Source organism: Antrihabitans stalagmiti (genome assembly GCF_016482825.1).
GTDB classification, from domain to species: domain Bacteria; phylum Actinomycetota; class Actinomycetes; order Mycobacteriales; family Mycobacteriaceae; genus Antrihabitans; species Antrihabitans stalagmiti.
The window spans coordinates 203,878-226,078 of the sequence record NZ_JAEMNV010000002.1 but is presented as its reverse complement, the minus strand read 5'-3'; the positions used below and the strand labels follow the sequence as shown (position 1 = coordinate 226,078).

The window sequence follows — 22,201 nt, the reverse complement described above, 5'->3', positions numbered from 1 at the left end:
ATCCGCACTGGACGCGACGCGGGACCAGACCGGTTTCTCGGCACCACACATCACCCCGACGCACCGAATATCCACCTGCGTCGGCAGAAAGGACGAGCAAGCGATGACCGCGAACACAGTGACCGCCAAGACGGTGGCCCTCATCGGCCACGGCATGGTCGGACACCGCTTTGTCGAGGCCCTGCGAGCCAGGGACGACGCAGGCGCATGGAAGGTCACGGTCCTGTGCGAGGAGCCGTTGCCCGCCTACGACCGGGTCGGCCTGTCTTCCTACGTCGGCGCGTGGGACCCGAAGGAACTGGCGCTGGGCGGCAACGAATACACCGGTGACGAGTCGGTCGATCTGCGGATCGGGGAGGGCGCACAGTCGATCGACCGACAGGCACGCAAGATCACGACGACCTCGGGTGAAGTGCTCGGCTACGACGCACTTGTGCTTGCCACGGGCTCGTACCCGTTCGTGCCGCCGATTCCCGGTCACGACCTGTCCAAATGCTTCGTCTACCGCACGCTCGCCGACCTCGACGGCATCCGCGCAGTTGCAGAGGCTGCACAGCCCGGTGCGGTCGGTGTCGTGGTCGGCGGTGGTCTGCTCGGCCTCGAAGCGGCGAACGCGTTGAAGCTTCTCGGTATGACGCCGCACGTCGTCGAGTTCGCACCGCGTCTGATGCCGTTGCAGGTCGACGAGGGTGGCGGAGCGATCCTCGAAAAGCTGGTGACCAAGCTGGGTCTCACAGTCCACACGGGCGTCGGTACCTCGGCAATCGCCGAGGGACCAGACGGGCTGCGGGTGGAACTGTCGGACGGTTCGGTGATCGACGCTGCGCTGCTTGTGTTTTCGGCCGGCGTTCGCCCGCAGGACCAACTTGCCCGCGACGGTGGCCTCGAGGTCGGTCCGCGTGGTGGCATCATCACCGACCTCGGCTGCCGGACGTCGGATCCGGCGATCTACGCGATCGGCGAATGTGCTGCCGTCGAAGGAACCTGTTACGGCCTCGTGGCTCCCGGCTACACGACCGCGGAGATCGTCGCCGACCGATTGCTCGGCGGCGCAGCCGAATTCCCTGGCGCCGACCTGTCGACAAAGCTCAAGTTGCTCGGCGTCGACGTTGCCAGTTTCGGTGACGCACACGCGGCGACCGAAGGTGCGCTCGAAGTCGTCCTGAACGATGCGGCCAAAGGTACGTACGCGAAACTCGTCGTCTCCGACGATGCGAAGACGTTGCTCGGCGGCATTCTGATCGGCGACGCGTCCGCCTATGCCACACTGCGTCCGCTCGTCGGTCGAGAGCTGCCGGGGGATCCTGCCGCGCTGATCTCACCGACCGGTGAGAAGGTCGGCGCTGCAGCACTACCCGACGACGCCGAGGTCTGCTCGTGCAACGGTGTGACCAAGGGCGCGATCTGCGGAGCCATCGCGAGTGGCGCCTGCGACATCGCGGCGGTCAAGGGCTGCACCAACGCTGGAACCACCTGCGGCGGTTGCCTTCCGACGATCAAGCAACTGCTCGCATCGTCCGGTGTCGTCATGTCGAAGGCACTGTGCGAACACTTCGAACAGTCGCGAGCCGAACTCTTCGAGATCGTCCGTGCTACCGAGACCCGCACGTTCTCTTCGCTCATTGCGAAGTACGGCAGGGGAGCCGGCTGCGACATCTGCAAACCCGTTGTCGCCTCGATCCTCGCATCGACCGATTCCGACCACATCCTGCATCGCAATCAGGCAGGTCTGCAGGACACCAACGACCACTTCCTCGCCAACATCCAGAAGAACGGCACCTATTCGGTGGTGCCGCGGATGCCTGGTGGGGAGTGCACAGCAGAGCAGTTGATCGTGATCGGTGAGGTCGCGCGCGACTTCGGTCTGTACACGAAGGTGACCGGCGGGCAGCGCATCGATCTCTTCGGCGCCCGTGTCGACCAGCTGCCCGCGATCTGGAAGCGTCTCGTCGACGCCGGAATGGAGTCGGGGCAGGCGTACGGCAAGTCGCTGCGGACCGTCAAGAGCTGCGTCGGGTCGACCTGGTGCCGTTACGGCGTGCAGGACTCCGTCGGTATGGCTGTCGACCTGGAGAACCGGTACCGCGGTCTGCGGTCGCCGCACAAGCTGAAGTTCGGCGTCTCGGGCTGTGCACGCGAGTGCGCCGAGGCACGCGGCAAGGACGTCGGTGTCATCGCGACCGAGAACGGGTGGAACCTCTACGTCGGCGGCAACGGCGGGCAGACACCTAAGCACGCGCAACTGCTTGCCGGCGGACTGGACGACGCCACTTTGGTGAGTTACATCGATCGCTACCTGATGTTCTACATCCGGACCGCGGACCGGCTGCAACGCACAGCGCCGTGGCTCGAAGCGCTCGAAGGAGGGCTCGACCACCTCAAAGCCGTCGTGTGTGACGACAGTCTCGGCATCGCCGCGGAATTGGAAGCAGCGATGAGCAAGCACGTCGAAGGCTACCGAGACGAATGGGCAGGGGTACTCGACGATCCCGAAAAGCTCTCGCGCTTCGTCTCTTTCGTGAACGCGCCCGAAGAAGCCGATCCGACGATCGCGTTCGACGAGAGCGGTGTCCGAAAGGTGCCGGTGTTGATGGGTATGCCGAAGCTGCCAGAGGTGTGAGCGCCTTACGTCCAGGGCATCGGCCCTTAACGTCGAAGTAACACCGCAACCGTAGAAATGACTCCAGGAGGAGTACCAGCCATGACCTCGGTAGACACAAAGCTTCCAACCATGAGTGAAACCCGGCGAAATACCGTCAGCGACGGTCGCCTCGAATGGACTTCGGCGTGCCCGCTGCGGCAGCTGATACCCGGGCTCGGCGTTGCCGTACTGCTCCGCGGTGGCGAGCAGGTCGCGGTGTTTCTGCTCGACGACGGCAACCTCTACGCCGTCGGCAACATCGATCCGTTCGGTCGGGCAGCGGTTATGTCCCGTGGTTTGGTCGGCGACCGCGGTGGCGAACCGACCGTGGCATCACCGCTGCTCAAGCAGGTCTTCTCACTCGTCGACGGTCGTTGCCTCGACGACGATGCGGTTCGGCTACCGGTCTACGACGTGCGAGTCTGGGGTGGCATGGTGCAGGTCCACAGCATCGTCGAACGCGAAGAATGCCCGAGCCCGTGAGCGAGGCAGGCCGGCCAGGGGCTGACAGCACGGAACCGTTGAAAGGCTTCACCATCGGGGTGACAGCCGCACGCCGGGCCGACGAGTTCGCGACGTTGCTGACCAGACGCGGTGCAAACGTGCTGCACGCACCCGCGATCAGGATCATTCCGCTTTCCGACGACACCGAGCTCGAGCGGGTGACGCGCGAAATCGTCGCGGACCCGCCGGACATCAGTGTCGCGACAACGGGTATCGGCTTCCGCGGCTGGGTGGAGGCAGCGGACGGCTGGGGTCTGGCGGAAGAGTTGACCGCAGCCCTTCGAACGACTCGAATGCTCGCTCGCGGCCCGAAGGCCAAGGGTGCGATACGTGCTGCCGATCTACGTGAAGAATGGTCGCCCGCATCGGAGTCCTCGGCCGAGGTGCTCGATCATCTGCTTGCCGAGGGTGTCGAAGGGGTGCGGATCGCAGTCCAATTGCACGGTGCGACAACGGAATGGGAGCCCATCCCCGACTTCTGCGAGGTCTTGCGATGTGCAGGTGCCGAGGTGATAGCGGTGCCCGTCTATCGGTGGACCCCACCTGCCGATCAGACCGCGATGGACCGCATGATCGATCTGACGATCTCGGGTGGCCTTGACTGCGTCAGCTTCACCAGCGCTCCGGCTGTTGCGTCGATGTTGATGCGCGCCAAGGAAACAGGCCACATCGAGCCGTTGCTCTACGCGCTGCGAGGGCGCGTACTGGCAGCGTGCGTCGGACCCATCACGGCGGCGCCACTCGAGGAACTCAGCGTTGCTACGTCGATGCCGGGACGTGCGCGGCTCGGTGCGCTCGCACGACACATTGCGGACGAATTGCCAAGGCGTGCAAACAGAATTCACGCCGATGGGCACAACCTCAGCGTCCGTGGGTCGTGTGTCGTCGTCGACGGTGAGGTGAAGCAGTTGCCACCCGCGTCGATGGCCCTGATGCGCGCGCTGGCGAGGCAGCCGGGCCGGGTCGTGTCGCGCGAGAATCTGCTTGCGGCACTACCTGGTTGCGGCGACGACACCCATGCCGTCGAGACCGCTATCGCACGGTTGCGGTCCTCGCTCGGCACACCGAAGGCGATCCAGACGGTCGTCAAGCGCGGGTACCGACTTGCGCTCGATCCGGCCGAATGTGTCGACAACGCAGGAGACCGACCATGACCCGCGAACACGGCGAAACAGATTCCGGCGTAGCCGATCCCGCGATGGTTCTCGTCGCACACGGAACTCGCAACCCGCGTGGCGTCGAGATGATTGCCGCTCTCGCAGAGGCTGTTTCGGAACGCGTAGCGACGGTGCGGGTTGCCTTCGTCGACGTTCTCGGCCCATCGCCATCGGAGGTATTGGCGTCGATGGACGGCGAAGCCGTTGTGGTACCTGCATTTCTGGCCTCGGGATATCACGTCCATACCGACGTTCCACGAGAGGTCGCAGGTTTCGACGGTGTCGAAGTGACCTCGGCAATGGGCCCCGATCCGGCCTTGGCGCGGGTTCTCGCACTGCGGCTTCGTGAAGCAGGGTGGCAACCGGGTGACGCGGTTGTGCTTGCAGCGGCGGGGTCGTCGGATGCGCGTGCGCTGCACGACGTTCGGCGTGCGGCGGGGCTGCTCGCCGATCGAGTCGGTAGCCGCGTGTCTATCGGATACGTTGCGACCGGTGAGCCACGGGTAGCAGACGTCGTGACGCAGTTGCGGGCGGCGGGGGAGCAGCGTGTGTTCGTGGCGTCGTATCTGTTGGCGCATGGACTGTTTCACGAGCGACTCGCTCACGCGGGAGCGGATGGCGTGGCTGCGCCGCTGGGCTTGCACACTGAGATCGTGGATCTGCTCGTGTCGCGCTATCACGCGGGTGCGAGCCGACTCGCTCGCGTACGGGCTGCGTGAAGTGAACCGGAACTCCCCGCTCACCGTTGTCTTTACCGGTGAGGTTTCGAAAATTCACACCTATGGTGGGAATTTCGCACTCCCATGAACGGCGTCTGCCTCTTATGCTCGTCACGGGCACTCAACAAGAGTGCGTGAAACTAGAACCGAGGCAGGGCGATGACCGACGATCCGCTAGACCTTTCCAAGCAAGGCGGCCAGCCGTACCAGGCGCCCCCGCAGTACGGCCAGGCGCCACCGCCGCAGTACGGCCAGGCACCCCAGTACGGCCAGGCACCCCAGTACGGCCAGGCTCCTCAGTACGGTCAGGCTCCGCAGTACGGTCAGCCGGGTCCCGCCGGTTACCAGGCTCCCGTGTCCGCGAGCGACGCGAAGATGTGGGCGCTCTTCGCCCACCTCGGCGGCATCTTCTTCGGCTTCATTCCGCCGTTGGTCATCTTCTTGATGTACAAGGACCGTGACCCGTTCGTACGTGGACATTCGGTGCAGGCACTGAACTTCCAGATCTTGCTGATGATCGTGTACTTCGTGTCCTTCATCCTGATGATCATCCTCATCGGCTTCCTGACGTTCTTTGCCGCGTGGATCGCAGCGATCGTCTTCGGAATCATGGGATCGATCGCCGCCAACAGGGGTGAGCCGTACAAGTACCCGGTCAACGTGAGTTTTGTGAAGTAGACATCTCGCAGTAGCGAAAGGCCCTTGGTTGTCGATCACCAGGGGCCTTTCGCGTTGTCATGGGAAAAGGATCAGCTCGATCAGATCGCCGTCTGCTGCCGCCGGTGGAACTATCGCGAGGCCGTCGCGACCGACGAGACCGGCCAGATGTGCTGTCCTGGTAGCAACATCGGCTGTCCACGTGCCGTCCGGCGTGCGGGTGACGGGGACGATTCTGGTGACCGGGCCACTGCAGGCGGATGCATTGGCGAGGGAGCCGACGATCGGTGGCCGTGCTGTTCGTGCGGTCAAGCCATCGACGATCGCGGGCGCGGTGACAAGCAATGTCGAGATCGCGGCGAACGGATTGCCTGGCAAGCCGAGAACGGTACGGCCGTCGACCAATTCGGCGGTCAGCTGCGATCCGCCAGGGCGACACCGGACTCGCTCGACGAGTATTTTGGCCCCCGCTCGATCGAGCGCGGCCCGCAGTTGATCGGCGGCACCACCGCCTGTGGCGCCGACGATGACGATGAGGTCGCAGTCGATTGCCGAGGCGAACAGGGTGTCGAAGCCGTCCGCTGTGTCGCGGAGGTGTGTCGCGCCGGCAGCGTCGATGCCACACCATGCCAGGAAATGCGATACGACCGGACCGACGGAGTCGCGGGTCTGTCCTTGTCGCAGTGGACCTTCGCTGCGAATTTCGTCTCCGGTGACGACGACGTGCGCTCGCACCGGTCCACGAACGAGGGCCTCGAATACCTCGCCGCTCGCTGCCGCGGATGCCACCATCGGAGTCACCGCTGCGCCCGCGGGGAGCAGTTCGTGACCCGTCGGCCAGTCTTCACCGGCACGTCGAATGTCTTCTCGGACAGGGGTTTGCGGTCGACGCGTGAGTTCGCCACCGGTCACGTCTGCGAATTCGTCGCGGAGAACGGCAGTCGATCCATCGGGCAGGTGGGCGCCGGTCGCGATGCGGACCGCCTCCCCGGGATGTAGCAACGCCGGTCGTTCCCCGCCCGCGTAGCCGACCTCGGCGCGCAGTTGCCAAGGCCCAGGCCCGGCTACGGCGTAGCCGTCCATCGCCGAGATGTCGAAGCGCGGCAACGCCACTGCGCTTCGCACCGGTTCGGCGAGGGTGGCTCCGATGGCGTCGCGTAACTGTCTTGGCCGAGATGGCAAGGCAGACAACTCGTTACGAAGCAGCGCCCGCGCAACGGTCAGCTCGAGGGCGGGGCCAGGTGTGACAGACGCCCGTGCCTGCGCGATATCAGACTCGGTGTCGCAATCCGAAATACCCTGCAGCGCAATGGTACCCATGCGGCTAGGGAGGAGCGCCTTCATTGCGAGATTGTCGAGAGATCCCAGCGAGCGCAGGCGTTCGTCGAGATAGTCGCGACGCCAGGCGCCGACGAGATACTGCGAGCGACCCGACTCGTCGACCGCGAACACCGCATCGGACCCGGTTCGCCGGCACTCCTCGGCGACAGCCGCAATTGCCTCGGCCCCGATGAACGGTATGTCGGCAGCGACGACGACGATCAGGTCAGCGCCTTCGTCGAGCACACGAAGGGCAGCGCCGATCGCGGCGACCGGGCCACCTCCACGTGGAACCTCTTGCGTCTGAATAATATTCGCGGCCATGTCGGCGCGGTGTGGTCCGACGACAACTATGCGATCACAGGCCGCGACCGCCTCGAGTGCCGCATCGAGCATCGTGCGGCCGCCGATCTCGATTGCCGGTTTGTCGACACCGCCCATTCGACTCGCGCGACCTCCCGCGAGGATGACGGCGTCGGCGTGCATGTGCGCAATGCTGTCACACGTACGCATGCGGTCACTGGGGTAGTGGCAGGTTCTGCAGCCGGACCTGACCTCGGGCGATGGCCTTGCCTGTGCTCGTCTCGGTGACTGTGACCAGCCACAACTGTTGCGTCCTACCCTGCTGGAGCGGCTCGGCGACGACGTCGACGCGGCCGGATTTTGTGGCGCGAATGAAGTCGGTTGCATTGTGCACGCCCACCGCGAAGTGTTTGCGCTCGGCGACGGCGAGACTCGCTCCGAGGCTCGCAGCCGTCTCCACCGCAGTTGTATACACGCCGCCGTGCACAACGCCCCACGGAGTGTGATGGTTGGTGTCGAGGTCGATGTGCCCCACAACACGCGTTCCTGTCGCTTCGGTGATGTCGAGGCCCGATGCCTTGACGAAGGTACTGAATTCGGTCGGATCCATAGTTTCCATACGCCGATGCTAACTGTTGTTTCAGAAGGTAGCTAGGATGGACCTATGGAGTGGTTGGAAACGAGTACCGCGAACTGTTCCGTGCAGCGAACACTCGACGTCATCGGAGAGAAATGGACGCTGCTCGTTCTGCGTGAAGCCTTCAACGGCGTCAGACGCTTCGACGACATGCGCCGACACATCGGGGTATCCGAGCCGATTCTCGCGGACAGGCTACGCACACTCGTCGCGGTCGGAGTGCTGCGCACCGAGCCCTACCAGGTCGCAGGCATGCGCGCGCGCAAGCAGTACCGACTCACCGAGAAGGGCCTCGACCTGTTTCCCGTGCTGATCTCGTTGTTGCAGTGGGGCGATCGGTACTGCGCCGACGACGATGGACCTGCCCTGATCGTGACCGAACGGGCGACAGGATCGGCCGTCGAGGCGGTCGTCACGCCGGTCGGGTCCACCCGCGCGCTGACCGCCTACGACACGGTCGCCTCGATCGGTCCGGGTGCTCGGCCCGCTCGGTCGGATTGAAATCAGAGCTTGATTTAGGAACAGAACTGTCCGCAATTGCTCGTAGTGTTTTTCCTATGACGAACATGACGCTCACGACCGAACGCACCGACCTGCTGGCGATGCTCGCCGACCAGCGCAACCTGTTCCGCATCGCGGTGAGCGGGATCAGCGACGACAATGCGCGCCGGCGCACGACCGCAAGCGAACTCACCCTCGGCGGTCTGCTTCGACACGTGTTGAACTGCGAAAAGCACTGGGTGCGTGTGATTGTCGAGCGCGACGAAACCGCCGAGATCGATCTGGCCGCGATCGGTGACGAGTATTCGATGGGGGCCGACGTCACCGTCGAAGGGCTGCTTTCCGAGTGGGAGGCAATAGTCGCCCGGACCGAGGCGATCATCGGTTCGGTACCGAACCTCGACGACCTGGTCCCCCTGCCGACCGCTCCGTGGAGTCCCGAACGGGAATGGTGGACCGTACGCCGGATCGTGTTGCACATCTTCCGGGAGATCGCCCACCACAGCGGTCATGCCGACATCATCCGTGAATCCCTCGACGGCGCCAACACGACCTACAAGCGGGCAGGCATCGACTCCGACGACGTCGCAGGCTGGGCGTGAAAACTATTCCGGCAGAGCGAATCTGGCACGGCGGACGTCGACTCGCCCGTCGTTGATCGGAACCCCTTCGGCGTCGAGCTTGGCGAGCTGACTGTTCGTCAGATGTGGCGCAGGCCGTCCGCTGGCGCCGATCACGCGGTGCCACGGCAGATCGGCCGAGTCGGTCCGCATGATCCAGCCGACGGTGCGGGCGCTCGACAGACCGGCTGCGGCGGCGAGGTCGCCGTAGGTCACGACGCTGCCTGCGGGAACGGAGGCGACGAGCTCCCGCACCCGTTCGATCTGTGCGTCGGTTGTCGCCACGCTCATTCCGTTCGAAGCAGCGTGCGAACGATATCGGCGACGTCGGCGCCTCTCGCGAGCGGAACCATGTGATCGCAGTCGAATTCGTGGACTGTCAGCGCCGCGCCGAGTCTGTCGACGAGAGCCGATCGGAAAGCTGCCGTCACATAGGGCGGTTGCACCCGCATCGCTTGGACGAGAACGGTCGGCAATCCGGAAGGGGGCAGCACGAAGTCGCGTGTCAGTTCGCTCCAGTAGGTGACCATGGCCGGCGTGCACAGCCGCCACTCGACTCTGCCGTCTCCGGCAGGCACCAGGTGTTCGGCCAGTTCCGCGTCCAGCAGCGCTGGATCGAGCTCGCCCCAGGCCTCGTGAAGCTTCTCCGACCGCGCTTCTGCGGCGTCGGTGTAGTCGGGATATGCGGCCGCGGCACCGGCGTTCGCCAGCGCGAGGTCGGGGTCGAGCCCAATCGCCGGGTCGAGTAGAACGAGCCCAGTGACCAACTCCGGACGGCGCGCGGCAAGGTGCGTCGCGACGGCGCCGCCGAACGAGTGACCGACGACGATCGCGGGACCTGCGGCATCGAGCAGCGCGGCAGCATCGTCGACCAGGTGCTCGAAGGTCCACGGTGGTTGCCACGGCGAGCGGCCGTGCCCACGGAGATCGGGTGCGATGACCTGTGCCTCGGGCAGGTGCTCGGTCGCGAAGTTCGCCCATCGTTTTCCGTGACCGGTGAGACCGTGCAGTGCGAGTACGACGGGACCGTCGTCGGGTCCCCAGTTGTAGACATGCGATTGCGGCACCGGACCAGTTTGCCGCACCACCGCCCGACGCGCTCGTGTCGGACCCCCGTGCTGAAATCGTCACATGGCACAGACAGCGCGAGCGAGCAGACAGACCGTCCGGCTCACCCGTCGCGCGCCCTCCCAGGTGCCCGATCGCACCTGGGAGTTCGACGAACAACGGTTGCTCACTGCGAACACCGCAGATCGAGGCTGGAATCCGTGGCAGGTACTCGGTGGACCGGGCACCGGTAAGACGGCGCTGCTCACCGACATCGCTGTCCGGCAGATCTCTGCGGGTGTCGATCCCGAGTCGATCCTTGTATTGACGCAGTCTCGTCGCGCTGCGACGGAGGTTCGGTCGGCGATCACGAACGGTTTGCTCGGGCACTCCGAGCAACTGCGGCCGAGCGCGACGCGGGAGCCGCTGGTGCGAACGGTGCACTCGTACGCATTCGCGGTGCTACGGCTGCAAGCCGCAGCACATGGCAACCAACCGCCGCGGTTGATGACCAGCGCCGAACAGGACGCCGTGCTTCGGGAAATGCTCCAGGGCGATCTGGAAGATCTCGCGTCGGGCTACGGTCACGACGCGCAGTCGTGGCCGGAGCGGTTGCGTCCGGCGCTTGCCATGGCCGGTTTCGCCGCGGAGTTGCGTGACCTGATGCTGCGGGCGGCCGAACGTGGGCTCGGTCCCGAAGATCTGGTTCGACTCGGCCGCAAGCATTCTCGTCCGGAATGGGTGGCCGCCGGCAAGTTCGCCGCCCGGTACGAACAGGCGACCCTGCTCCGGTGGTCGGTCGGGGTCGAGGCTCCCGAGGCCACCGCACCGGCGCTCGACGCGGCGGAGTTGGTCGGTGCCGCCTTGTCGGCGTTCGCCTCCGACCCGGAATTGCTTGCCAAGGAGCGCTCCCGGATCAGGTACCTGCTGGTCGACGACGCGCATCATCTCGATCCCCAAGCAGCGCAGCTGGTTCGGCTGATCGGCACGGCGACCGAGGTGAGTGCGGTCGCAGGTGATCCCGACCAGGCGATCTTTGCATTTCGCGGAGCGGACTCCACATTTCTGGTCGACCTCGTCGACAAATCGTCCGACCGGCAGATCGTGCTCGGTATCAACCACCGCAGCTCGGCCCCGATCGCCGAGTTGGTGTCGGCCATTGCCGGAAGGCTGCCAGGTCTGCCGCCGCATCGAGGCGCTGGAGCGGCTCCCGACAGACCGGTCGGCGCAGCGTCCGTGCGAATCCTGGGCACAGTCGCGAAAGAGGCCACGCTTATCGCCGACACGTTTCGTCGAGCGCATCTCGGCGACGGTGTCCCGTGGTCCAAGATGGCGATCATCGTTCGGTCGGTGCCGCTGTCGGTCGCCCCGCTGCGTCGCGCTCTGTCGGCGGCCGGGGTTCCGGTTACGACCGCCGCGTCGGAATTGCCCTTGGCGCGCCAACGTGGCGCCGCGTGGCTGCTGCTCGCGCTGCGTGCGCTGACCTCGAACGACTTCACCGGCGACGACGCAGCGGCGCTGGTATCGAGTCCGGTCGGTGGCGCCGACCCCGTCAGCTTGCGACGATTGCGCAGAGGTCTGCGCCGCGCCGAACTCGAACGCGACGGCGACCGCGAATCGACCGAGTTGCTGCGGGTCCTGATGACGGGAGCGACCGAACATCTGTGGCTGCTCGATCAACTCACCGATGTCGAAGCAGCGCCGTTGCGGCGGGTACTGAAGATATTGGCTCGCGCTCGCAGCGTTGCCGCCAACAGCCGCAGTGTCGAAGAGGTCGCATGGGCGGCGTGGCAGGCAAGTGGTCTCGAACGTAAATGGACGACCGCATCGTCTCGCGGCGGCGCTGTCGGTGCTCAGGCGGACCGCGACCTCGATGCGGTGGTTGCGCTCTTCGATGCCGCGGCGAACTACGTCGACAGATTGCCTCGCGCTACGCTGGCCGGCTTTGTCGAATATGTTGTGCAGCAGCAAATTCCGGTCGACAGTCGAACTCGGTCGGGGGTGGTTCCCGAGGCCGTGACGATCGTCAGCGCGCACTCGGCAGCGGGCCGCGAATGGGATGTGGTTGCTGTCGCAGGAGTCCAGGAGGGGCTGTGGCCGAGTCTGCGGGCGCGTGGAAGTTTGCTCGGAACCGACGCATTGGTCGAGCTGACATCCGGTATCGGAAGCGCCGGGATCGGGGCTGCGGGCAAACACCTATCCCGCACGGCACCGCTACTGGCCGAAGAACGTCGCCTGCTGCTTGTCGCCTGCAGCCGTGCGCGCCTGACATTGCTCGTGACTGCGGTCGAATCCGCCTCCGGTGACCGAGATCTGACGCCCTCCCGGTTCGTCGACGAACTCGCCGACAGCGGATTCGGCAGCACCGCATCGGCAGACGACGGATCACGCGCCGAAGAGTCCTCGGGCAGGCTCCTCGCACTACCCGCCCTCGTCGCCGAATTGCGCAGCGTCGTATGCGATCCCGACGTCGCCGCGCACGACCCCGACAAGCACGCACGGGCAGCAACACAGCTCGCCAGACTCGCCGAGGCCGGCGTGAAATTCGCGGACCCCCAACACTGGTACGGCGTCGCCGAACCGACAACGGATCAAGCCTTGTGGTCGCTCGACGACGGACCTGTTTCGCTGTCGCCCTCGACGGTCGAACTACTGCGCGCCTGCCCGTTGCGGTGGGCGCTCGAACGGCACGGCGGCACCGACGGCGAGAACACACGCGCGATCGCAGGCACGCTGGTACACACACTCGTGCAGGCCGTCGCAGGCAAAATTCCGCCCGAAGACGTGCAGCGCGCCCTCGAAAAGGCATGGCAGTCGCTGGATCTCGGATCGGACTGGTACTCGCGGCAGGAACTGCGCCGAACCTCGCAGATGTTGGAAAACTTCTCCGCCTGGTTGGCTAATTCACGGCTCGAACTCACCGAGGCTGCCGTGGAGGTCGGGGTCGATTGTGTGCTGCCGCCGCGCGATGACGACGATCCAGCGGTCCGCCTAAGGGGCCGGATCGACCGACTCGAACACGATCCCGACGGACGTCCGGTCATCATCGACGTCAAGACCGGAAAGGTGCCGGTCAGTAAGCACGAAGCACAACGGCACGCACAGCTTGCGACGTATCAGGTCGCCGCAGCCGAAGGTGGCATCGAAGGCGAACCAGCGGCAGAACCCGGTGGCGGGCGACTGGTTTTCGTCGCTAAGTCGCACAACAAGGACGGTGCGGCACAACGGTTGCAGCCCGCACTCGATCAGGAGGCACTCGACCAATGGCGCGACACCATTCATGACGCTGCAGCGGCGACCAAGGGACCCGAATTTCTCGCGATCGTCAACGACGGCTGTCGACATTGCCCGGTCTCGACGAGTTGCCCCGCCCAAGACGGCGGTCGGGCGGTGACCGGCTGATGGCGACTCGCAAGATGTCGAACCTGGTGAGTCCGGAGGTCGTTGCCGACGCACTTGGACTGCCTAGGCCGACAGCCGAACAGTCCGCCGTCATCTCGGCACCGTTGGGACCGACGCTCGTCATCGCCGGTGCGGGCGCGGGCAAGACCGAAACGATGGCCGCTCGGGTCGTGTGGATGGTCGCAAATCGGTTGGTCGCTCCGGATCAGGTGCTCGGGCTCACGTTCACCAGAAAGGCCGCTCAGCAGCTGACGAGTCGAATCCGAACCCGTCTGCTGCGGCTCGCCGGTGCGCCCCTACTACGGGAATTGGACCCGTCCGGTGAATTGCGGACGACGATTCTCAGCGGCGATCCGGAGGTGAGCACGTACCACTCCTACGCTGGGCGATTGCTTGCCGAACACGGCCTGCTGCTGCCGATCGAGCCGTCGGCGACCCTGCTGACCCAGACGCAGTATTGGCAGCTCGCCTACCGCGCGGTCTGTGCGTGGGACGGCGAACTCGACACCGATCGCGGACCCGCCGGCGTGACCGAGGCCGTCCTCGCCCTGTCCGGGCAGCTTGCCGAGCACATGGTGGAGGCCGACGACCTGCGCGAGGCACACACCGAACTCGAAAAGCTGGTTCACACGCTGCCCGCAGGTCCGCGCCAGCGTGGCGGGCCGTCACGCGAGCTGCTCGGCATACTCGAAACGCAGGAGGAGCGAACCGAATTGCTGCCGCTCGTCGAGCGGGTCGCAGCCGAGCTACGTCGTCGTGGCGCACTCGATTTCGGCGCGCAGATGGCACTTGCCGCCAGGGTCGCGGCGGAGCACCCCGATGTCGGGCGGTCGGAACGGCAGCGCTTCAGATTGGTGCTGCTCGACGAGTATCAGGACACCGGTCATTCGCAACGAGTGTTGTTGTCTGCGTTGTTCGGCGGCGGTGAGGACCGCAGCCTTGCGGTAACGGCGGTCGGCGATCCGATGCAGTCGATCTACGGTTGGCGAGGTGCCTCGGCGGCGAATCTGCCGCGCTTCGCGACCGACTTTCCGCGCGCACCAGGCAAACCCGCGCGCACCCTGCCCCTGTCGACGAGTTGGCGCAACCCACCGGAGGCGCTCGGCATTGCAAATCTTGTCGCGGAGCCGTTGCGCTACAAGGGAGTTCCGGTTGCGGAGTTACGCGCGCGACCCAATGCGGGTGCAGGTGATATCAGGCTCGCGCTGACGGACACCGTCGAATCGGAGCGGGTCTGGATTGCCGAGCAGATTGCACGCGAGTACACGAACGCGCTCGAGGCCGGTGTTGCTCCGCCGACCGCCGCCGTCCTTGTTCGACGCAACGCGGATACGGCACCTCTCGCGGAAGCGTTGCGAGACAAAGGCCTTCCCGTCGAGATCGTCGGACTCGGCGGTCTGCTGTCGACACCCGAAGTAGCGGACGTCGTTGCGATGCTTCGGCTGATCGCCGAACCGTCGGCGGGTAGCGCGGCTGTGCGAATCCTCACGGGAGCGCGGTGGCGCCTCGGCGTCGCGGACCTGCGCGCGCTGTATCGCCGTGCAGGCGAACTGTCCATCCGCCACGGGAGAGCAGGCTCGACCGTCACGGACACGGCCGAACTGCACGACGCGCTCGGTGCGACGCTGCCGGGTGAACAGGCCGACGACGCCGGACTCGCCGATGCCATCTCCGATCCGGGCAGGCCGGAACGTTACTCGCAGGCGGGCTTCGACCGGATCAGCTCCCTGGCAAAGGAATTGGCGTCGCTACGCGAGCGGATCGGGCAACCGATACCCGAGCTCGTCGCCGAAACCGAACGTGTGATCGGTATCGGGGTCGAGGCACAGGCCCGCCGGAGCGCACACGGCGTCGGGGTAGGTCGCGAACACCTGGATGCATTCGCCGACGTCGTGTCCGGTTACTCGAACGATCCGACGGCCACAGTCGGCGGTCTCCTGACCTTCTTGGCTGCCGCAGAGTCGGTCGAGAACGGTTTGGAGCCCGGCGAAGTCGAGGTCGCGCCCGACCGCGTGCAAATTCTGACCGTGCATTCGGCCAAGGGTCTCGAATGGGAAGTTGTTGCCGTGCCACACGTCGTCGCCCGGGTGTTCCCGTCGTCGACGGCGTCGGGCACGTGGCTCGGCGCTGTGGGGGAGTTGCCTCCTGCATTGCGTGGGGATAGAGCAATGGACGGCGAAGGCGCCGACGGCGTACCCGTTCTCGACCTCGACGACGTCAACGATCGAGCCGCACTGGAGCAGGCGATCAAACGGCACAAGGAGGCCCTCGCTCGACGCAAGCTGGAGGAGGATCGTCGACTGTTCTACGTAGCGGTGACGAGAACCGAACGGGCACTGTATGTCTCAGGGCACCACTGGGCGCAGACCGGTACCGAGCCGAAGGGTCCTTCGGAGTTCCTCAACGAGCTGGCCGCGGCGGTCGGCGGCAACGGCTACGGCACGATCGACCGCTGGGATCCGGCTCCGGACGCGGGCAGTTCCAACCCACTGACCGACAAGCCGACGTCGGCAGGGTGGCCACGAGATCCGCTCGGTGCCCGTCGCGCCGCGGTACTCGGCGGTCGAGATGCCGTGCGAGCAGCGCGCATTCACCTGGAAGCGACCCGCAACGAGGTCGTCGAAGCACCCGATTCCGACACCGACGTGGCTGGCAACGAATCGCCGATCGCTACGACATTCGACCCCGAGAACTGGGCCGCCGACGTCGACGCTTTGCTCGCCGAGCGGGCCAGCGGATCCGGGGAAGCGGAAGTGGCTCTACCCGTACAGCTTTCGGTGAGCCAGTTGGTCGAGCTGAAGGCAGATCCCGACGAGCTCGCCGCTCGTCTGCGACGTCCGTTGCCCTTCCCGCCGAATCCGCTGGCCAGACGCGGTACCGCTTTCCATGCCTGGGTGGAGCGCAGATTCGGTGCGACACGGCTCCTCGATCTCGACGAGCTCCCCGGTGCCGCGGATACCGGTGCGAGCGCCGATTCCGAACTCGCCAGGCTTCAGGAGAAGTTCCTCGCTTCGGTGTGGGCGGACCGCAGCCCGATCGAGGTGGAGGTGCCGTTCGAGATATCGGTCGCGGGAACGGTCGTTCGGGGTCGAATCGACGCGATCTTCGGTGACAGGGACGGCGGCTGGACCGTCGTCGACTGGAAGACCGGAGCCGAGCCGTCGGTTGCGGAGGAGGCCACGGTCGCAGTTCAGCTGGCTGCGTACCGATTGGCTTGGGCACGTTTGGTTTCCGCACGATCAGGCGAATCGGAGGCGCAGGTGCTGCAGAAGGTTCGTGCTGCGTTCCACTACGTCCGTGCGAATCGGACCATCGCGCCGCGCGACCTGCCGGACGCGAACGACCTGCACCAGCTCATCGAGTCGGCAGGCCGCTCGGGTCAGGAGGTCGATCGCGACATTGCCTGACCCGACACCCGGGACCCGGTTCTCCGACTCGATCGGATGACTCCGCGCCTAAGCCTCTCGGCGTGCCTTCAAGGACTGGGTCACGAGGGGTATCTGAAGAGGGAGCCGCGCGATTGCGCCGAGTTTCAAGGGAAGCGGGATCTTCTCGTTGCGCCACCAGTCGACGGCCATCTGCACGTTCGCGGGAAAGACGGCGATGAACAGCAATGCGGCCAAACCGCTGGCAAGACGCCGAGTTCGGGGAACCACGACGCCGACGCCGAGAGCGATCTCGGCGACACCGGACACGTAGGTGTACGTGCGAGCCTCGCCTGGTAGCACCGGGGGAACCATGACGTCGTAGAACTTCGGAAGGACGAAGTGTGTTGTGCCCGCGCCGAGGAGAATCACGGCGAGTCGCGTTGCCGCCGCTTGGCTGCGGCGCGCAGGCGCGGCGTGTGCTGCTGAGGTCATCTGCCCACAATGCCTGACCGCTGCTTGCACTGCGCGCGCTGACCCCGGCTGGTGGCAATTTGACGGCCACCGACTCGCGAGGGCGAATTCGAGGCTAGGCTGCCAGCCGATGTCGATCTTCGCCGACACGACGACAGACGAAGGGTGTGAACGATGCCGAGCAGACTGCGGTTGCGCGCGCCCGAAGCATTGACCGATCGGCCCGACTTTGCGTTGGTGGGAATTCTGCGGATCCCTGAGGGCGCAACGAGTCCCTGGGTTGCCATCGGTCGACGCGTTGTGCTCGCTTTCGGCCTGCTGTTCCTCGCGGCAACCATCGTGTATCTGGATCGCGACGGCTATCGCGACTCGCAAGAGGATGGGTTGTCCTACCTCGACGCCCTCTATTACGCGACCGTATCGTTGTCGACCACCGGTTACGGCGACATCACTCCGCTCACTCCGTCCGCGCGCCTGATCAACATCCTGGTCATCACCCCGCTGCGGATCTTCTTCCTGATCTTGCTGGTCGGCACGACGCTCGCCGTGCTCACCGAAAGATCCCGCCAAGCTTTCAAGATTCAACGATGGAGGCGCAGCGTGCGCAATCACACAGTCGTCATCGGGTACGGCACGAAAGGTCGAACTGCCGTCGACGCGATGCTCGGCGACGGTGTCTCCCCGTCCGACATCGTTGTCGTCGATACCGATGCCGGAATGCTGGAGGCAGCGTCCGGTCTGGGACTTGTGACCGTGCACGGTTCGGCAACGAAGTCGGATGTACTCCGGTTGGCGGGTGCACAACATGCTTCGTCGATCGTCGTAGCTGCGAACCGCGACGATACCGCTGTCCTCGTCACGCTCACCGCTCGCGAGATCTCGCCGAAGGCAAAGATCGTCGTGGCCATTCGCGAGGCGGAAAACACACACCTGGTGCGTCAGTCCGGCGCCGATTCGGTGGTCGTCTCGTCGGAAACTGCGGGCCGTCTGCTCGGTATCGCAACAACCACACCGAGCGTCGTAGAGATGATCGAAGACCTGCTGACCCCAGAAGAAGGATTCGCGATTGCCGAGCGCGACGTCGAACCGCAGGAGATCGGCGGCTCGCCACGGCATCTCGGCGACATCGTGCTCGGTGTGGTGCGCGGCGGCCAACTCGTTCGAGTCGGCGAAGAAGAGGTCGATGCGCTCGAGGACGGCGACAAACTGCTCTACGTTCGACGTGTGAAGGGCTGAGCCCGGCTCGACGTTCGCGGCTCGGCAGCTGACGCTAGGCTCGGTGGAGTGGCCAACTTCGAGCTGTCCGACATTCCACTACTGTCCCGTTCGACACTCGATCGCGCCGAGCACTTACGGTCCGATGCACAGGCGCTGACGCAGGGCTGGTCGGATGCAGCGCTGCTGCGCGTCACCCGCGGCGGTCAGGTTCGAGTCGTCGACAAGCAGCTTGTGCTCGACGAGGCTCTGGATCTCGGTACGGAACCGACCGCAGACGCCGTTTTCCTCGGTGTGGACAGCGGCAGACACGTGTGGGCCGTCTACACGAAAGAGCTGGTCGGCGAGCTCGCGGACCTGCGGATGGTCGGTGCAATCCTCGACGACACGAGCGCAGGCATACTGACGACCGCCGTCGCATTGCTCAACTGGCACAACAAGGCTCGGTTCAGCTCGATCGACGGCAGCCCGACGAAGCCCGCCAACGCCGGCTGGTCACGCGTCAGCGAATCGAGCGGACACGAAGAGTTCCCACGGTCGGACCCGGCGGTCATCTGCTTGGTCCACGATGGTGCCGACCGCGTTCTGCTTGCTCGTCAAACCGTGTGGCCGTCGACGATGTTCTCGATCCTTGCCGGGTTCGTCGAGGCGGGGGAGTCACTGGAGACGTGTGTCGTGCGGGAGATTCGGGAAGAGGTCGGCCTCGACGTCACCGATGTCCGGTATCTCGGTAGCCAGCCGTGGCCGTTCCCGCGCTCGTTGATGATCGGATTCACAGCGATCGGCGATCCCGATCAGCCGCTTGCCTTCTCCGACGGCGAGATTGCCGAGGCCCACTGGTTCACGCGCGCCGAGGTAAGAGAAGCGCTCGCCGCAGGCGATTGGACGTCGTCGGCGGGCGTACGTCTCTTGCTACCGGGATCGATTTCGATAGCGCGCGGCATCGTCACCGCGTGGGCGGCGAGCGACTAGCTCGATCACGCCAGAGCTGAGATTGCCTGCTTGACCGTTGCGAGCGACGGGTTGGTTGCCGTGCTGCCGTCAGCGAACTTGACGGTGGGGACCACGTGGTTGCCCCCGTTGACACTGCCGACGAAATCGGCGGCTTCTCGATCCTGCTCGATGTCGACCTCGACATAGCTGATGCCCGCTTCTTTCAGCTGGGTCTTCAGGCGGCGGCAGTACCCACACCAGGTGGTGGAGTACATCGTCAATTCAGGCGCGGTAGCAGTCACGGCCCGTACAACGTCGGGTCGGTCTTCGATGTTCCCGATCGACAGGCAGAGGTTTCTGCCGCGCAGCCGGGACGGCACACATGTCGGACGGTCCTGCAATGATGGTCGCCATGCCGAGAGAAGCGATCGTTGCCGGGCTCGATCCGGAGCAGTCGGCTGCCGTTCTCGCCCCTCGCGGACCTGTATGTGTACTTGCGGGTGCAGGCACCGGCAAGACTCGGACGATCACGCACCGCATCTCACATCTTGTTTCGACCGGTCATGTCTCCGCGGGCCAGGTGCTAGCGGTCACGTTCACGGCCCGAGCGGCCGGGGAGATGCGCGGCAGGCTTCGTGCGCTCGGTATCGGAGGCGCAGCGACGCAGGTGCAGGCGAGGACTTTTCACGCTGCCGCACTACGGCAGTTGCGCTACTTCTGGCCGCAGGTCGTCGGCGATGTCCAGTGGCAGTTGCTCGATCGCAAGTTCGGTTTGGTCGGGCAGGCGGCCAATCGGGTCGGAGTGTCGACCTCGACCGAAAGCGTGCGAGATCTCGCAGGCGAAATCGAATGGGCAAAGGCGTCGTTGATCGCGCCCGAGGACTACCCGACAGCGGTCGCTCGATTACGTCGCGAGATACCGACCGACGCTGCGAAAATCGCCGCGGTCTACGAGGGTTACGAGTCGTCGAAAGTCAGCAACGACGGTGTGATGCTCGATTTCGACGATCTACTACTGCACACAGCAGCGGCGCTGGAGGAGAACGCGGCCGTCGCAGACGAGTTCCGCGATCGGTATCGCTGCTTCGTCGTCGACGAGTATCAGGACGTCACGCCGCTGCAGCAGCGCGTGCTCGATGCCTGGCTCGGCGACCGCGACGACCTCACCGTCGTCGGCGACGCCAACCAGACGATCTATTCCTTCACGGGTGCGACACCGAAGTACCTGCTCGATTTCTCGCGCCGCTTCCCCGAATCGACGGTTGTACGGCTGGAACGGGACTACCGGTCGACGCCGGAGGTCGTGTCGCTGGCGAACAGGGTGATCGGCGCCGCGCGCGGTCGAATCGCTGGTACTCGATTGCAACTGATCGGCCAGCGCCCACCGGGTCCCGATCCGGCTTTCGCCGAGTTCGACGACGAACCTGCCGAGGCCGCAGGTGTCGCACGCTCGATCAAGAAGTTGATCGCCAAGGGTGTGCCCCCTGCCGAAATCGCTGTGCTGTACCGGATCAATGCCCAATCCGAGGTGCACGAGCAAGCACTGACCGAGCTGGACATCGCGTTTCAGGTGCGCGGTGGCGAAGGCTTCTTCACCCGTTCCGAGGTGCGCCAGGCGGTGAGTGCACTGAGGCAGGCCGCCGGTCGTGACGACTTGCCGGCCGAGGCGTTCGGTACCGCCTTGGTCTCGGTCGTGCGCGCGGTGCTTGCACCGCTCGGTCTCACCGCTGCCGAGCCGACCGGTGCGCAAGCGCGCGAACGATGGACATCGCTGACTGCCCTTGTGCAGCTCACGGAAGAACTGACTGCCCACGACGACCAACTCGACCTCGCCGGCCTGCTGCGTGAGCTCACCGCGCGCGCTGAAGCACGGCACCCACCGTCGGTACAGGGCGTGACGCTTGCGTCGCTGCATGCGGCGAAGGGGCTGGAATGGACGGCGGTATTCCTTGTCGGGCTGTGTGACGGCACGCTACCGATCGCTCACGTCCTCGGCGATGGTGGCGCTGCAGACGACGAAGCCGCACTGGAAGAGGAGCGGCGCCTGCTCTACGTCGGAGTGACGCGCGCTCGCGAGCACCTGCAACTGTCGTGGGCGCTCGCTCGCAACGAGGGTGGACGCAAGTCTCGTCGTCGCTCCCGCTTCCTGAACGGCTTGATTCCGGACGACTCGCCTGCCGCCCGCATCGCTCCGCAAGCGTCGTCGCACAACAAGAAACGACCGCGTTGCCGAGTGTGCGGTAAACCGCTCGCCGGAGCGGGCGCGACGATGCTCGGCCGGTGCGACGAGTGCCCGTCGAACATCGACATGGAGTTGCTCGACGCACTCAAGGCATGGCGTCTGGACAAGTCCCGCGAGCTCAGTGTTCCGGCCTTCGTCGTCTTCACCGACAACACGCTGACGGCGATCGCGGAGCAGCAGCCGCAGGACAACAGGGCGCTCGTCGCGATACCGGGAATCGGCGCCAAGAAGTTGGAACGGTTCGGTCCCGATGTCCTTGCGGTGGTGCGAGGAGAGAAGCCCATGCCGGCAGAAGTCACATAACCGCAGGTCAAAAATAAGTTGTGCAATCTTGGAAGCATTGTTTACTGTAGTAATCACACCTGAGCACGACGCTCGTGTGCGCACGGTATTGCAAGGACTATCCCGAAGGAGGTGGCGAGGACAATGGGTAATTCACATCTCAGCGTGACGAAAACCGCTGG

The 22,201-nt window shown here is 65.1% G+C and carries 18 protein-coding genes; 12 read left to right on the top strand and 6 right to left on the bottom strand.

Annotated features, from left to right (window positions below; all coding sequences use genetic code 11):
* Positions 1-103: 103 nt before the first annotated feature.
* The 5 genes from nirB (at position 104) to JGU71_RS30180 (ending at position 5,699) form a co-directional block, all read left to right on the top strand.
* A complete protein-coding gene (gene nirB, locus JGU71_RS05580; RefSeq protein ID WP_233528795.1) occupies positions 104-2,620 on the top strand; it encodes a nitrite reductase large subunit NirB in 2,517 nt (838 codons plus the stop codon).
* 111 nt (positions 2,621-2,731) lie between these two features.
* Entirely contained in the window at positions 2,732-3,124 is a 393-nt protein-coding gene (gene nirD, locus JGU71_RS05575; RefSeq protein ID WP_233528794.1) for a nitrite reductase small subunit NirD, read from the top strand.
* Positions 3,109-4,299 carry a uroporphyrinogen-III synthase gene (locus JGU71_RS05570; RefSeq protein ID WP_199703047.1) on the top strand — a complete coding sequence of 397 codons (1,191 nt, stop codon included), beginning with the start codon at positions 3,109-3,111 and terminating at the stop codon, positions 4,297-4,299. The genes nirD and JGU71_RS05570 overlap by 16 nt, the downstream gene beginning before the upstream one ends.
* Complete coding sequence (locus tag JGU71_RS05565) at positions 4,296-5,021, top strand: sirohydrochlorin chelatase (protein WP_199703046.1); 726 nt, start codon at positions 4,296-4,298, stop codon at positions 5,019-5,021. Before JGU71_RS05570 ends, JGU71_RS05565 begins: the two co-directional genes overlap by 4 nt.
* 159 nt (positions 5,022-5,180) lie before the next feature.
* Complete coding sequence (locus tag JGU71_RS30180) at positions 5,181-5,699, top strand: DUF4870 domain-containing protein (RefSeq protein WP_199703045.1); 519 nt, start codon at positions 5,181-5,183, stop codon at positions 5,697-5,699.
* Between the two features lie 57 nt (positions 5,700-5,756).
* Here the strand turns inward: JGU71_RS30180 and JGU71_RS05555 are convergent, their stop codons facing one another.
* On the bottom strand, positions 5,757-7,484 hold the full coding sequence (locus tag JGU71_RS05555) for an NTP transferase domain-containing protein (RefSeq protein ID WP_233528793.1): 1,728 nt from the start codon (positions 7,482-7,484) through the stop codon (positions 5,757-5,759).
* A gap of 31 nt (positions 7,485-7,515) precedes the next feature.
* Positions 7,516-7,911 (bottom strand): PaaI family thioesterase, encoded by a 396-nt coding sequence (locus JGU71_RS05550; RefSeq protein ID WP_199703588.1) that lies wholly within the window; start codon positions 7,909-7,911, stop codon positions 7,516-7,518.
* A gap of 54 nt (positions 7,912-7,965) precedes the next feature.
* Between JGU71_RS05550 and JGU71_RS05545 the strand changes: the two genes are divergently transcribed.
* Positions 7,966-8,439 carry a winged helix-turn-helix transcriptional regulator gene (locus JGU71_RS05545; protein ID WP_199703043.1) on the top strand — a complete coding sequence of 158 codons (474 nt, stop codon included), beginning with the start codon at positions 7,966-7,968 and terminating at the stop codon, positions 8,437-8,439.
* Positions 8,440-8,504: 65 nt separating this feature from the next.
* Positions 8,505-9,041 (top strand): DinB family protein, encoded by a 537-nt coding sequence (locus JGU71_RS05540; RefSeq protein WP_199703587.1) that lies wholly within the window; start codon positions 8,505-8,507, stop codon positions 9,039-9,041.
* Positions 9,042-9,044: 3 nt separating this feature from the next.
* On the opposite strand, the gene JGU71_RS05535 is transcribed toward JGU71_RS05540, so the two are convergent.
* Both JGU71_RS05535 and JGU71_RS05530 read right to left on the bottom strand, forming a co-directional pair.
* Positions 9,045-9,344 carry an MGMT family protein gene (locus tag JGU71_RS05535; RefSeq protein WP_307829515.1) on the bottom strand — a complete coding sequence of 100 codons (300 nt, stop codon included), beginning with the start codon at positions 9,342-9,344 and terminating at the stop codon, positions 9,045-9,047.
* Positions 9,345-9,346: 2 nt separating this feature from the next.
* Positions 9,347-10,126, bottom strand: coding sequence for an alpha/beta fold hydrolase (locus JGU71_RS05530; protein ID WP_199703041.1), 780 nt, complete (start codon positions 10,124-10,126; stop codon positions 9,347-9,349).
* Positions 10,127-10,190: 64 nt separating this feature from the next.
* Here JGU71_RS05530 and JGU71_RS05525 point away from each other — a divergent pair, with 64 nt between their 5' ends.
* Positions 10,191-13,508 (top strand): ATP-dependent helicase, encoded by a 3,318-nt coding sequence (locus JGU71_RS05525; protein WP_199703040.1) that lies wholly within the window; start codon positions 10,191-10,193, stop codon positions 13,506-13,508.
* A 14-nt stretch (positions 13,509-13,522) separates the two neighbouring features.
* Positions 13,523-16,915: an ATP-dependent helicase gene (locus JGU71_RS05520; RefSeq protein ID WP_199703586.1), complete on the top strand. Its 3,393-nt coding sequence runs from the start codon at positions 13,523-13,525 to the stop codon at positions 16,913-16,915.
* A gap of 48 nt (positions 16,916-16,963) precedes the next feature.
* Here JGU71_RS05520 and JGU71_RS05515 read toward each other — a convergent pair whose 3' ends face one another.
* The gene (locus JGU71_RS05515; protein WP_199703039.1) at positions 16,964-17,368 is read right to left on the bottom strand and encodes a DoxX family protein; all 405 of its coding nucleotides are present in this window, start codon (positions 17,366-17,368) and stop codon (positions 16,964-16,966) included.
* A gap of 153 nt (positions 17,369-17,521) precedes the next feature.
* Between JGU71_RS05515 and JGU71_RS05510 the strand changes: the two genes are divergently transcribed.
* On the top strand, positions 17,522-18,583 hold the full coding sequence (locus JGU71_RS05510) for a potassium channel family protein (protein WP_199703038.1): 1,062 nt from the start codon (positions 17,522-17,524) through the stop codon (positions 18,581-18,583).
* 48 nt (positions 18,584-18,631) lie between these two features.
* On the top strand, positions 18,632-19,534 hold the full coding sequence (nudC, locus tag JGU71_RS05505) for an NAD(+) diphosphatase (protein WP_199703037.1): 903 nt from the start codon (positions 18,632-18,634) through the stop codon (positions 19,532-19,534).
* Positions 19,535-19,539: 5 nt separating this feature from the next.
* Here nudC and JGU71_RS05500 read toward each other — a convergent pair whose 3' ends face one another.
* Entirely contained in the window at positions 19,540-19,797 is a 258-nt protein-coding gene (locus JGU71_RS05500; protein ID WP_307829514.1) for a mycoredoxin, read from the bottom strand.
* A gap of 80 nt (positions 19,798-19,877) precedes the next feature.
* On the opposite strand from JGU71_RS05500, the gene JGU71_RS05495 reads away from it, so the two are divergent.
* Positions 19,878-22,040: an ATP-dependent DNA helicase UvrD2 gene (locus JGU71_RS05495; RefSeq protein ID WP_372433107.1), complete on the top strand. Its 2,163-nt coding sequence runs from the start codon at positions 19,878-19,880 to the stop codon at positions 22,038-22,040.
* The last annotated feature ends 161 nt before the right edge of the window (positions 22,041-22,201 follow it).

Excerpts from the sequence above, each read along its gene's own strand:
- nirB (WP_233528795.1), top strand. The coding sequence starts at position 104 with ATGACCGCGAACACAGTGACCGCCAAGACGGTGGCCCTCATCGGCCAC.
- nirD (WP_233528794.1), top strand. The coding sequence starts at position 2,732 with ATGAGTGAAACCCGGCGAAATACCGTCAGCGACGGTCGCCTCGAATGG.
- JGU71_RS05570 (WP_199703047.1), top strand. The coding sequence starts at position 3,109 with ATGCCCGAGCCCGTGAGCGAGGCAGGCCGGCCAGGGGCTGACAGCACG.
- JGU71_RS05565 (WP_199703046.1), top strand. The coding sequence starts at position 4,296 with ATGACCCGCGAACACGGCGAAACAGATTCCGGCGTAGCCGATCCCGCG.
- JGU71_RS30180 (WP_199703045.1), top strand. The coding sequence starts at position 5,181 with ATGACCGACGATCCGCTAGACCTTTCCAAGCAAGGCGGCCAGCCGTAC.
- JGU71_RS05555 (WP_233528793.1), bottom strand. The coding sequence starts at position 7,484 with ATGCACGCCGACGCCGTCATCCTCGCGGGAGGTCGCGCGAGTCGAATG.
- JGU71_RS05550 (WP_199703588.1), bottom strand. The coding sequence starts at position 7,911 with ATGGATCCGACCGAATTCAGTACCTTCGTCAAGGCATCGGGCCTCGAC.
- JGU71_RS05545 (WP_199703043.1), top strand. The coding sequence starts at position 7,966 with ATGGAGTGGTTGGAAACGAGTACCGCGAACTGTTCCGTGCAGCGAACA.
- JGU71_RS05540 (WP_199703587.1), top strand. The coding sequence starts at position 8,505 with ATGACGCTCACGACCGAACGCACCGACCTGCTGGCGATGCTCGCCGAC.
- JGU71_RS05525 (WP_199703040.1), top strand. The coding sequence starts at position 10,191 with ATGGCACAGACAGCGCGAGCGAGCAGACAGACCGTCCGGCTCACCCGT.
- JGU71_RS05520 (WP_199703586.1), top strand. The coding sequence starts at position 13,523 with ATGTCGAACCTGGTGAGTCCGGAGGTCGTTGCCGACGCACTTGGACTG.
- JGU71_RS05515 (WP_199703039.1), bottom strand. The coding sequence starts at position 17,368 with ATGACCTCAGCAGCACACGCCGCGCCTGCGCGCCGCAGCCAAGCGGCG.
- JGU71_RS05510 (WP_199703038.1), top strand. The coding sequence starts at position 17,522 with ATGCCGAGCAGACTGCGGTTGCGCGCGCCCGAAGCATTGACCGATCGG.
- JGU71_RS05495 (WP_372433107.1), top strand. The coding sequence starts at position 19,878 with ATGTCGGACGGTCCTGCAATGATGGTCGCCATGCCGAGAGAAGCGATC.